Below are 11,132 nucleotides of genomic sequence, written 5' to 3' on the forward strand. Positions count from 1 at the left end.
GATTGGGGCTGCGGCTGGGTTCAGTGCATGTGCACCGAGGACTCGATGTACACGGCGCTGAGCAGCGCGAAGATGTAGGCCTGCAGGGCGGCGACGAAGGCCTCGAACAGTATGAAGACGATACCCGCCGCGAAGGTAATCGTGCCCAGGACCTTCAACTGCGCCGTCGCGTAGACGAACAGCGCGTTGGTGGCCAGGAAGCACAGCGATAGCAGCAGGTGTCCCGAGATCATGTTGGCCATGAGACGCACCGTCAACGTCAGCGGCCGGAGCACGAAGGTTGACAGGAACTCCACCGGCACGATCAGGGGGTAGAGGAACCCGGGAACGCCGCTTGGTACGAGCGAGCCCTTGATGAACTTGCCCGCCCCGTTGGCGCGTACGCCCGCGTAGACGAAGGCGATGTAGGAGACCATGGCGAACACGAGGGGCATGCCGACCACGCCGGTGGAGGCGATCTGCAGCCCGGGCAGGATGCCGGAGATGTTCAGGAAGAACACGCCCAGGAAGATCGTGGTGATGATCGGAGCGTACCGGGCGCCGTACTTCTCCCCGAGGATCTCCACCGCGATGTTCTTGCGCACGAACTCCAGCAGCATCTCCAGCACGTTCTGCATGCGCCCCGGCACCACCTTGGCGCGGGCCGCACCTATCCCGAACAAGGCCACCAGCACCAGGGTCATGATGATGCGCACTAGCATGACCCGGTTGAGTTCAAAGGGTGTGCCCACCAGCGCGAAGGCCTCGGGGTAGAAGTCGTCGAGCGAGGGGGGCTCGAATCCGCCTCCGTCACTCGCCGGCGCGATGACGGCCAAGCCGGCCGCCAGGCTCGAGCTCGTTGTCACCGGACCTCCTCGGGAACGATTAAGGACTTAGAGGCTCCGTAACGCCGCCAGGGCAACCGGTACGGGCACCTAGCGGTCAGGCTACTCCCCTCTCGGGCACACAACCCTACCTGCATTCTGCCCCGACCGCACTTCACCGGGGTCGGCCGGATCAGGTGTCCTGATCCGGCTCGCAACCGCCGGAGGGCGCATGGCTGCCGGATCCGAGCGAGACCACCTCCACGCCGGTGACCCCCAGCAGTGCTGCGGCGAAGGCGCTGAAGAACCAGCCCGGGGCAAGTGCGTCCCGGTGCGGCCCGAGCACCAGTACCACCCCGATCATCACCAGCACCTTCCCGGCGAAGGACGCCATCACGCCGGCCGACGCCAGCATGGGGAACCGGTCCCAGGGAACGAGCAGGGCGACCACGGTAATGGCGGTCAGCAGCCCTCCGGTCAGCGCGCCCAAGGCGGCCCCGGACCAGGCGGCGCCGCCCGCGATCCCACCGGCGATGAGCGCGGCAGCCGCGATCACGACGCCGGTGCACGCAACGCGCACGGCCGTGCGCCGGAACAGGGATCGGTGCTGCATGCGGCGCGGTACTCGCTGCGGTGTCTTCGGCACTGCCGGGCGCCCTTGGCTCAACGTCGGCCTCCCGCACCGTGGCGGGCGCGCACGCGGCGCGCGCCCAGGCCCCGCATCCACGCCTGCCGGACGCCGGGCATCAGGTCAGCGGTGACCACCAGGGCAATGCCGACCCCCGCGATGCTTCCCACCAGCACCCAGCGCAGCGGGAAGAAGGCCATGGCCGCCACGGAGTACGCGGCCACCGCCGCCCACACGTACATCACCAGCACGGCGCGGCGGTGCGAGTGGCCGGCGGCGAGCAGCCGGTGGTGCATGTGCATGCGGTCGGGGTGGAAGGGGCTGTGGCCGGCCCGGGCACGGCGCACGATCGCCATAATCATGTCCATCAGCGGCAGCAGCAGCACCGCCAGGGGGATTAGCACCGGCAGGAACACGGGCACCGCCGTCGGCCCCTCCAGTATGCCGGGGTCGATCTGCCCGGTGACGATGATCGTGCCGGCCGCGCTGATCAGGCCCAGCTGCATGGATCCGGAGTCGCCCATGAAGATGGTGGCCGGGTGGAAGTTATGGGGCAGGAAGCCCAGGCAGATGCCGATCAGGGCCGCCATCACCGTGGCCGCCAGGGAGGTGTAGGACTCCGGTGAGGTGTGGCGGGTGAGCACGTAGATGTACAGGAAGAAGGCGGAGGCGCCAATGCCGATGATGCCCGCGGCCAGACCGTCCAGGCCGTCGACGAAGTTGACGGCGTTGATCACCGCCAGCACCACGATGATGGTGGAGAACAGGGACAGCCGCGAGGAGCCGAGCGTCAGACCGCCTACGGGGAAGGTGATCAGCTGCACTCCCTGCCAGGCCATGATGCCGGCAGCCAGCACCTGTCCAACCAGCTTGGTCATCCAGTCCAATTCCCACAGGTCGTCGATCACGCCCAGGAGGCACACCAGTCCGGCGCCCAGCACCACCGCCCAGGCGGAGGAGTCGATGACATTGGACAGGTAGGGCACCCGCGAGGCCATCACCATCGCCGTGGCGAAGCCCGCGAACATCGCCACGCCTCCCAGCCGCGGGATCGGGGTGGCGTGTACGTCCCGCGCCCGCACCGGGGTGAGGGCGCCGGCGACCAGGGCGAGGTGACGCACAATCGGCACGGCGACATAGGTGACGGCCGCGGCGACCAGCAGTACCAGCAAATAGACCTTCATGCGCCCGCGCCCTCCAGCTGCGCCCGGGTGATGGCGCCCTCACGCAGCAGAGCCGGGGACTGCGCCCGCGCGCCGGCCAGGGAGATGATCGTGGAGGGCACGGATCCGGGAGTGGGGCCGCCGTCGAGCAGGCGGATCTGTGTGGGCACCGCCCCGATCGCGCCCGGCCGGGGCGCCCCGGCGACGTCGACGACGCGGCCGGGGAAGGCGGCCCGTACCCCGGCGGCGTCGGTGGCCGGGGGCCTGCCCGTGGCATTGGCACTGGTCACCGCCATTGGGCCCGTGGCGCGCAGCACGGCCAGGGCGAGGGGGTGATCGGGCATGCGCACGGCGATTGTGCCCCCGGTATCCCCCAGGTCCCAGCCGAGGCCGGGCGCGGCGTCGAGCACGAGGGTGAGCGCTCCGGGCCAGAAGGCCTCCATAAGCGCGCGGGCGGCATCCGGAATGCGGGCGACGATACCGTCGAGCCGACTGGCATCCGCAACCAGTACGGGCGGCGGCATGGCACGGCCGCGTCCCTTGGCGGCCAGTAGGCGGGAGACGGCGGCCGCGTCGTCGGCGCGCACACCCAGGCCGTAGACCGTGTCCGTGGGCAGTGCGAGGATCCCACCGGCGGCGACGTGTGCAGCGGCCCTGGCGATCTGCTCGGGCATCGAGTCCGAAGGGGCCTGCTGTGTCACGGCCGTCATCCTCGCACGATTCACCCGCCCACGCGCGCACGCACCGTAATGCGTGTGGATGTTGAGTCCGAGCGGTCACCCGCCCACGCATCTCGGTAACGTTCAGCGCCTGGCCGAATGCCTGTCAGCGGTCAAGGCGGCATACCAGATCAGGGCAATGCCGAGAATCGACTGGAGCACGAATACTACGCACGGGAACATGAACGGAATGATTTCAGGCAATAACGCCTGAATCAGGAACAGCACCGCGCAGTCGAAGAATATGAAGCCCATCAGCAAGGTGGCGTTCGCGCAGGCAGACTGGATCTGATACCAGTCCTCCTCGGAGCGGTAGGCGCGGGGGATGCGCACGCCCGCGAAGGAGTTCGGCTTGAGGGTGCCTCGCTTCATCTTGACGCCGATGATGGTAACCGCGAGTCCGCCTGTGGCGCATACAACCGCCAACAGCAGGCTCGCCAGGAAGTCCGCCATGTCCTCACCTCGTTCTACCCAGGGCACGACTCCTATGGAACAGATCACAGTTTACCATCAGCCGGGTCGCCTACACGATGCGGCGGGCGGCCGCCCAGCGGGTGAGCTCGTTGCGGTTGGACAGCTGCAGCTTGCGCAGCACGGCGGACACATGCGTCTCCACCGTCTTGACCGAGATGAACAGCTCGGCGGCGCACTCCTTGTAGGTGTAGCCGCGGGCGATCAGCCGCATGACCTCCCGCTCGCGGGCGGAGAGCCGGTCCAGCTCGGAGTCGGCCACGGCCACCTCCCCCGCCCCGGCGCCGAAGGCGTCCAGCACGAAGCCGGCGAGCCGCGGGGAGAAGGCGGCGTCCCCGGCGGCCACGCGCCGCACCGCCTGCGCCAGGTCAGTGGAGGAGATGGCCTTAGTGACGTAGCCGCGGGCGCCGGCCCGGATGACGCCGACGACGTCCTCGGAGGCGTCGGAGACGGACAGGGCCAGGAAGCGGGTGGTGGGCACGTCCCGGCAGGCGGTGACAACCTCGGCCCCTCCCCCGCCGTTGCCGCCGGGCAGGTGCACGTCCAGCAGGACGACGTCGGGGGTCAGGGCGTGGACGGCGGCGATGGCGCCCTCGACGTCGTCGGCCTCGGCGACCACCTCCAGGTCGGGGGCATCGGCGGCGAGCTCGGCACGTACCCCGGCGCGGACCAGGGCGTGGTCGTCCACCACGAGCACACGCAGCGAGGGCTGCGGGCCGGCGGACTGGTTTGCGTCGGAAGAGTGGGTCACGGGAGCTCCTGGTTCTGGGTGCGGATGAACGACTGCGATTGACGCGGTCGGTGGTACGGGGTCAGTGGACAGGGGGCGGCCCGGCCGGGGCGGCGGGTGGTGAGGACACGGGCGGGTAGGCCGGCGTGGCCGGTGAGGGCGCCGTCTTCAGGGACAGGTGCACCTCGGTGCCGGATTCACGACGGCGGACGCTGGCGTGTCCGCCATGGCGCTCCATGCGGCCAATGATCGACTCCTTGACGCCGTGACGGTCGGGGGCCACCTCGGCGAGGTCGAAGCCGGCGCCGTGATCGCGGACGAACACGTCCAGCTGGTTGGCTGTGATCTCCGCATATGCGCTCACCGGCGGGGCGCCGTGGCGTACGGCGTTGGACAGGGCCTCGCGGGTGGCGGCGATGACGATCTCGGTGTCCGGGTCCGGGGGCCGGTCCCCCACGACGACGAGCTCGACCTCAACGCCATGGCGGTCCTCGATCTCGGCGGCCAGGTCGCGCAGGGCGTCCGCCGCGGAGGTCGCAGCCTCGGGACGGTCGGTGTACAGCCAGGCACGCAGCTCGCGCTCCTGGGAGCGGGCCAGGCGGGCCACCGTCTCGGGGTCGTCGGCACGCTTGCGGATCAGGGTCAGGGTCTGCAGCACGGAGTCGTGCAGGTGCGCGGCGATGTCGGCGCGCTCGGCCTCGCGGGCCTCGGCGGCGCGGGTGTCCGACAGGGCGCGGTTGGTTCGCAGCCACAGGGGCGCCAGCACCAGGCCGATGCCGAGTACGAGGGCACCGCCGGTCAGCGCGCCGGTGAGCAGCACCCGCGGCGGAGTGTCATCCCCGATCCACAGCAGGATGCCGACGGCGGCGAGCACGACGCCCCCGGCCAGGCGCAGGATGGTGCCCGATTCCCGGGTCGGTCCGGTCAGCGCGTCCGCCTGGGACCAGGCCAGCGCGGCGCCGGCGGCCACCAGCACGAGCGGCAGCAGCCAGCCGGCGCCGCCGGAGAAGGCGCCCTGCCGCCAGGCGGCTAGGAGCGCAGCTGCAAGCAGCAGGGCCGCCCCACCCGCCATCCCGCGCATCCTGGGGGTCAGCAGTGGCTGGTCTGCGGCATGTCCGGCCAGCCGAGACGCCAGGCGGGCGCGCGCGGGCGGCAGGGGCGCGGGGCGAAGGGGATCACCGGTGGGCACCAGCGCCCACAGCAGCAGGTACAGCAGGGCGCCGGCACCGCTGGAGACCGTCAGCACCATCAGCGCCAGGCGCACCGCTCCCACCGGCAGGCCCAGGTGGGCGGACAGTCCGGCGCATACGCCCGCGAGCGCACGCGAGGGGCAGGGAGGCTGGGCCCGGCGGGGCGGGCGGCGCAGCGGCGGGCGGGGCGAGGCGGTCGCGCCCGCTCCCGACGCCTGTGCCGGTGCCGACGTCGGGAATGAGGCCGACGCGAGCAGATTCCCGTGCCCGGACACGGGGGGCACGTCGGCGGCCGCTGAGGTCATGGTCCCATGGTGGCACGGCGGGGCGGCCCGAAGTGGGGGCGGTGCCGGAAATCAGGGGATACTCGTGACCGAATCGGGGACGGTTCAGGGGAGGTCCCCATCGCGCGGGGCGGGCCGCGCCACGGACCATGGAGGCATGAGTGAAGTGCCCCCTCCCGATCCGCAGGCCCGCCCCACAGGCCCCGTTCCCCCGCCACGCCCCCACGGCGGCCCGGTGCCGCCGCGCCCGGCGGCAGCCGGATTCTTCGACTCGCTGCGCCGCACCGGACTGGTGCGCACCAATGAGCGTTGGATCGGCGGCGTCGCCGGCGGACTGGCCCGCCGACTCGGCCTGGACCCGACCCTGGTGCGCTGCGTGTGGGTGGTACTTTCCATCTTCAGCGGCCTGGGGCTGGTGCTGTACGGACTGGGGTGGGCGCTCATGCCAGAGGAGTCCGATGGCCGCATCCACCTCGAGCAGGCCCTGGTCGGCGACTTCGACGCCGGGTTCGCCGGGGCCGTGGCGACCTTCGTCTCGGGCTGGGTGCTGCTCGACCACGGGTTCATCCCGTCCTGGTACATCACCGGCTGGGTTGGTGCGGGCTATTACGACCTGTTCTGGTCCGTGGTCGGAAGCTGCCTGGTGCTAGGAGTCGTCTACCTTATCTACCGCGCGGTTCGGCGTGAGCGGCGCCAGCCGCCCGCGTCCTTGGGGGAGGCCGGGCCCTGGGGGACGACGGCGCCCGGAGCGCCGTACCCGGGGGCGCAGCAGCCCGTGACGCCAGCGTCTGCCGCAGGCCGCGCCGACCCGAGTACGACGGGTCCGCGCCGCGTTCCCGCCCCCACTGCGGGTTCCGGCCCGGCGCCGGCTTCCGCCCAGGCGCGGCCCGCGTCGGCGCAGGCGGCTCCCCCTGGTGCCGCCGGACCGCAGCAGGCCACGCAGGCACCGGCCGGCCCAGCGCGGGGCACGGCCGTCATGGCCGGGGCGGCAGCGCCGGTCCGGGGCGCATCCCCAGTCGGCCCTCCCCCGCCGGGACCCGCGCCCCGGCCCGTGCGTCCGGTACCTCCCCCTCCCCGTGTTCCCGGCCCGGGGCGGCGCCTCGGCCTGGCGCTGGTGGGCATCACCCTTTGCTGCCTGGCCGCGATCGTGCTGATCTGGTCGACGGGCGGCATGGGGCCGCTCGCGGCGGGCTTCGCAAGCATCGGCGCCGTCACCGCCCTGCTGGGGGCGGGTGTCATCATCAGCGCGCTGCGCGGACGCCGCGGCGGCTGGATGACCGGCCTGGGCTGGCTCGCCGCGCTGGTGGCGGTACCCCTCCTGATCATCGGCACCAGCGTGCCGGACGGCGCCCTGAGCGCCACTGCGACCACCAGGGACACCCCCTCCGGCACCGTCACCCTCACCTGGGACGAGCTGGAGCCCCAGTTCGCCGCTGCCGACGGCGACCCGAACATGACAGTGGACCTGGGCAACTACACCGTCGGCGAGCTCATCATCGACCTGACCGACATGCCGGTCGGTGAGGAGCCCCAGGCGCGGGCGCACCTGAGCCTGGGCGTGGGCACGGTATCCATTCGCACCACCATGGGGCAGAACCTGCGCCTGGACTCACGTGTCGGGCTTGGAATCACCACCGCCACCCTCCTGGACGAGTGGACCGTCGACGAGCGCTCCGTAAACGAGTACGGCGGGTACTCGGACAACCGCTTCACCGTTGACGGCAACAGCGTCGTCACCCACCACGTGGAGCGCTGGCGTCCCGGCGAGACTGCGACACTCGTCTCGCCTGCCGCCCAGGACGCGGCTACCGCACTGAGGCTGGAAATCGAGGTGGGCACCGGATCGGTGCGCGTGGACGAGTGGGCGGGCGCCGTCACCTGGTGGGGCTACATGGATGATGCGGCCTGGATCGTCGAGTACTGGCTCGACGAGCGCGGCAACTATCACAGCGAGCTCCCGGTTCCCGCAATGACGCATGCGGCGATCGATACGGATACCGCCGGGGTATGTGCCAACGCGGTGACCGAGGCCCTGGACCAGGAGGCGGACGCCGACGGCGATTCTGACGACCCTGACAGCTACCAGGACTGGGAGGACCAGGGATGGTACGGAAGCTGGTACAGCGTGTCGGACTTGTCCGGTGTGGGGCGTGAGGCCTGGGAGCAGTGCGTAGGCGACGCCCTGGCGGCCGAGGCATCCGCCCCGGCTGGCTCCGCCGGCGCGTCACCCGTGCCCTCTCCATCGCCTTCACCCGCGCCGACCGCTGCGCCCACTGCCACGCCGGCCGCGACCGCCCCGGAGCCCAGCGCCTCCCCTACCCACTGACCTGAGACATCGCGCTTTTGAGGAGACAACCATGAGCAACAACGACACCCCCGCGCAGGCGGAGGCCACCGACGCCGGCGAGACCAACCCGGCCGACGCCACCACTGCGGAGCCGCAGGCCGGGGCGACGGCCACCGGGCTGTCGGCCGCCTCCCCCGAGGCCGCCCCCGCACCCGACGGCTCCGCCACCGCTCCGCTGCCCGCGCCGGCTACGACGCCGTCCTCCTCCGAGGACACCTGGGAGCTGCCCGGCGGGAAGCCGCCCGAGTCCCCCGCGCCGCCCAAGGACGCCAAGGATCTACCCGTCACCCCGGAGCAGGACGTGTGGAGCGGGCAGCGCCGTGCCGGGACGACACCTGGCAGCGTCCCGCCCCCAGCAGCCGCCGATGCGGCCCCGCGCGGCGTGCGGGCGAGCACCCTGGTGTGGGGACTGGTCCTCCTGGTGCTGGGCGGGCTGCTGCTCGCAGTCTCCACCGGGATCCGGATCGACCTGGTGACGGCCATGATCGCGCTACTGGCCGGCGTCGGCGTCGCCCTGCTGATAATGGCGCTGGTACCCCAGCGCAAGGCGGACGCTCCCGGAACGGGTGCCTGAGGCGGCGCAGCGGACATGCGGAGCGCAGCGGGACCGGCGCGTCATCAGCGCCGGTCCCGCTGCGTCACTTATGCCGGTCCCGCGGTGAGGAACGGCGTCAGTGCTGGTAGACGATGCCGCGCTTGACGGCCTCTACGGCGTCGTCGCCCAGGTAGTGGCGCACGATCTCCAGGCCGAGCTCGATGGCGGTGCCCATGCCCCGGCTGGTCAGGAGCTGGTCGTCAACAACCACCGCAGCCTCGGAAGTGCTCGCACCGTGCTCGGCCAGCACCTTCATGAAGTTCGGGTTGGAGGTGGCCGCGCGCCCCTCCAGCAGCTCCAGCTCCGCCAGGATCGAGGGGGCCGCGCAGATCGCAGCCAGGGGCCGGCCCTGCCCCATGCGGTCGGTGACCTCCGCAGTCACGACGGGGCTCGCCTTGAGGTTGGGGGTCCCGGGGATGCCGCCGGGCAGGAACACCATGTCGTAGTCGGCCAGGTTGACCTCTCCCAGCAGCGCCTCGCAGGTAAGCACCACCTTGTGGGAGGAGGTGACCGCCAGGGAGTCACCCACGGCTATCAGGTCGGTGCGGATACCGGCGCGGTACAGGACGTCCACAACGGCCAGCGCCTCGACCTCCTCCAGGCCCTCCGCAATGAGAACGGCTACCTTCTTGTCGGTTGTGAGCTTGTCCGGCGTGGGCATGGTTCCTCCTCGATCGTGTTCCCTCAGCGTACGCGGACCAGGCGAGTCATGCCCCGGTCGATGATCGGGCGGGCCGATGCGGGCACATACACGGACAGCCCGGACTCGCCGACCGGGAACTCGGCGCTGCCGTCGCCGCTGATGGTGATGGCCCCGTGCCCGCCGATCGCGCAGATCCACCGCTCCCCCGCGTGCCGGGCGCCCACATACAGGCGCTTGGTGGCGGCCAGGGCAGTGGACAGGACGACGGCGAGCCCGGAACCCGGGTGCTCGTCGTCGCCCTCCCGGGTGAAGCCGACCAGGTCCGCGGCGTTGAAGACGTCGTGCTGCGGACCGTAGGCGAGGCTGCGGCGCAGCCGCATCAGCAGCGGCAGCTCAATGCAGGCGGAGATGTCGCCGGTTTCCGGGGTGCCGAACAGATCGCCCCAGAACACGCAGGGGGTGCCCTCCCGCCGCAGCAGGATCAGCGCGTAGGCGGCCGGCTTGAACCCGGGTTCCACGAATGACTGCAGCGACTGACCGGGCTGGGTGTCGTGGTTCTCCACGAAGGTGACGGCGTGATCGGGGTCGGCCTCCACCAGGGTGTGCTCGAAGATCTTCGACAGGTCGAAGCGGTCCTTGAAGGAGGCGTGGTAGAGCCGGTAGTGCAGCGGGGTGTCAAACATGCACATGATCGGCTCCTCGCCCAGGTAGGCGCACAGCTCGGCAGCGTCCCGGGACCAGAACTCGCCGACGGCGGGCACCTCCCGGCCGGTGGCCTCGCGCAGGGCGGGCAACCAGCGGCGGTAGAACTCGCGGCTCATGTGCTTCAGGGCGTCCAGGCGCACGCCGTCCACACCGGTGGTCTCCAGGTACCAGCGGCCCCAGCGAATGAGCTCATCCGACACCTGCGGGTTGTTCAGGTCCACATCGGCGCCCATGAGGTAGTCGAAGTTGCCGAGCTCGTCGGTCACATCCTCATTCCACTCCTTGCCCTCGAACAGCCACACGCTGTTGCGACGAGTCGCCTCGTCCCAGTCGGTGCCCAGGAAGCAGGTGTGGTCCCAGGTGAAATCGGAGTAGGCGCCCCGGCGGCCGGGGAAGGTGAAGCGCGTCCAGGCGGTGATGGTGCCCGGGTCCGCGATGGGCTTGCGCCGGTCAGCGCCGTCGACCTCAACGGCGCGCACCTGCTCGACGCCGTCGGCCCCCATACGGTGGTTGAGGACAATATCCGCCAGTACCTCCATACCGGTGGCGCGCAGTGCCGCGACTGCGGCGACGTACTCGTCCTTGGTGCCGTACTTGGTCGGCACCGTGCCCTTCTGGTCGAATTCGCCCAAGTCGTAGGTGTCGTAGACGCCGTAGCCGACGTCGTTTACGCCGGCCTGCCCCTTGTAGGCGGGCGGCAGCCAGATGGTGGTGACGCCGGAGTCCGCGATCAGTGCGGCATTGTCCGCCAGGAAGCGCCAGTGGCTGGAGTCGGCGGCGAGGTCCCAGGCGAAGCCTTGGAGCAGGATCGGGTTTTCACGCCCACCGGAACCGAAGGTAGTCCTGTCACTCAC

11 protein-coding genes are annotated in these 11,132 nt (G+C 70.9%); 2 read left to right on the plus strand and 9 right to left on the minus strand.

The window, feature by feature from the left end; translation table 11 throughout:
- Positions 1-20 precede the first annotated feature (20 nt).
- The 7 genes from atpB to GZ997_RS10720 form a co-directional block, all read right to left on the minus strand.
- Positions 21-845: a F0F1 ATP synthase subunit A gene (gene atpB / locus GZ997_RS10690; RefSeq protein ID WP_162679877.1), complete on the minus strand. Its 825-nt coding sequence runs from the start codon at positions 843-845 to the stop codon at positions 21-23.
- 151 nt (positions 846-996) lie between these two features.
- Complete coding sequence (locus GZ997_RS10695) at positions 997-1,449, minus strand: hypothetical protein (protein WP_343212326.1); 453 nt, start codon at positions 1,447-1,449, stop codon at positions 997-999.
- A 17-nt stretch (positions 1,450-1,466) separates the two neighbouring features.
- Positions 1,467-2,615 carry an MraY family glycosyltransferase gene (locus GZ997_RS10700; RefSeq protein WP_162679878.1) on the minus strand — a complete coding sequence of 383 codons (1,149 nt, stop codon included), beginning with the start codon at positions 2,613-2,615 and terminating at the stop codon, positions 1,467-1,469.
- Positions 2,612-3,268 (minus strand): L-threonylcarbamoyladenylate synthase, encoded by a 657-nt coding sequence (locus GZ997_RS10705; protein WP_238994420.1) that lies wholly within the window; start codon positions 3,266-3,268, stop codon positions 2,612-2,614. The genes GZ997_RS10700 and GZ997_RS10705 overlap by 4 nt, the downstream gene beginning before the upstream one ends.
- A 129-nt stretch (positions 3,269-3,397) precedes the next feature.
- Positions 3,398-3,766: an SdpI family protein gene (locus tag GZ997_RS10710; protein ID WP_162679880.1), complete on the minus strand. Its 369-nt coding sequence runs from the start codon at positions 3,764-3,766 to the stop codon at positions 3,398-3,400.
- Positions 3,767-3,836: 70 nt separating this feature from the next.
- The gene (locus GZ997_RS10715) at positions 3,837-4,535 is read right to left on the minus strand and encodes a response regulator transcription factor (protein WP_161924646.1); all 699 of its coding nucleotides are present in this window, start codon (positions 4,533-4,535) and stop codon (positions 3,837-3,839) included.
- Between the two features lie 61 nt (positions 4,536-4,596).
- Positions 4,597-6,009: an ATP-binding protein gene (locus GZ997_RS10720; protein ID WP_162679881.1), complete on the minus strand. Its 1,413-nt coding sequence runs from the start codon at positions 6,007-6,009 to the stop codon at positions 4,597-4,599.
- Between the two features lie 136 nt (positions 6,010-6,145).
- On the opposite strand from GZ997_RS10720, the gene GZ997_RS10725 reads away from it, so the two are divergent.
- Both GZ997_RS10725 and GZ997_RS10730 read left to right on the plus strand, forming a co-directional pair.
- Positions 6,146-8,314, plus strand: coding sequence for a PspC domain-containing protein (locus GZ997_RS10725; RefSeq protein ID WP_162679882.1), 2,169 nt, complete (start codon positions 6,146-6,148; stop codon positions 8,312-8,314).
- Between the two features lie 31 nt (positions 8,315-8,345).
- Positions 8,346-8,909 (plus strand): hypothetical protein, encoded by a 564-nt coding sequence (locus GZ997_RS10730; protein ID WP_162679883.1) that lies wholly within the window; start codon positions 8,346-8,348, stop codon positions 8,907-8,909.
- A gap of 97 nt (positions 8,910-9,006) precedes the next feature.
- On the opposite strand, the gene GZ997_RS10735 is transcribed toward GZ997_RS10730, so the two are convergent.
- Both GZ997_RS10735 and GZ997_RS10740 read right to left on the minus strand, forming a co-directional pair.
- Complete coding sequence (locus GZ997_RS10735) at positions 9,007-9,591, minus strand: DJ-1 family glyoxalase III (protein ID WP_162679884.1); 585 nt, start codon at positions 9,589-9,591, stop codon at positions 9,007-9,009.
- 23 nt (positions 9,592-9,614) lie between these two features.
- Complete coding sequence (locus GZ997_RS10740; protein WP_162679885.1) at positions 9,615-11,132, minus strand: alpha-amylase; 1,518 nt, start codon at positions 11,130-11,132, stop codon at positions 9,615-9,617.

The organism is Actinomyces sp. 565 (genome assembly GCF_010365615.1).
Classification (GTDB): Bacteria; Actinomycetota; Actinomycetes; order Actinomycetales; family Actinomycetaceae; genus Actinomyces.

What these genes read in the sequence shown, in the direction of transcription:
- GZ997_RS10700 (WP_162679878.1), bottom strand. Translation starts at nt 2,615, where the DNA reads ATGAAGGTCTATTTGCTGGTACTGCTGGTCGCCGCGGCCGTCACCTAT.
- GZ997_RS10705 (WP_238994420.1), bottom strand. Translation starts at nt 3,268, where the DNA reads ATGCCCGAGCAGATCGCCAGGGCCGCTGCACACGTCGCCGCCGGTGGG.
- GZ997_RS10710 (WP_162679880.1), bottom strand. Translation starts at nt 3,766, where the DNA reads ATGGCGGACTTCCTGGCGAGCCTGCTGTTGGCGGTTGTATGCGCCACA.
- GZ997_RS10720 (WP_162679881.1), bottom strand. Translation starts at nt 6,009, where the DNA reads ATGACCTCAGCGGCCGCCGACGTGCCCCCCGTGTCCGGGCACGGGAAT.
- GZ997_RS10725 (WP_162679882.1), top strand. Translation starts at nt 6,146, where the DNA reads ATGAGTGAAGTGCCCCCTCCCGATCCGCAGGCCCGCCCCACAGGCCCC.
- GZ997_RS10730 (WP_162679883.1), top strand. Translation starts at nt 8,346, where the DNA reads ATGAGCAACAACGACACCCCCGCGCAGGCGGAGGCCACCGACGCCGGC.
- GZ997_RS10735 (WP_162679884.1), bottom strand. Translation starts at nt 9,591, where the DNA reads ATGCCCACGCCGGACAAGCTCACAACCGACAAGAAGGTAGCCGTTCTC.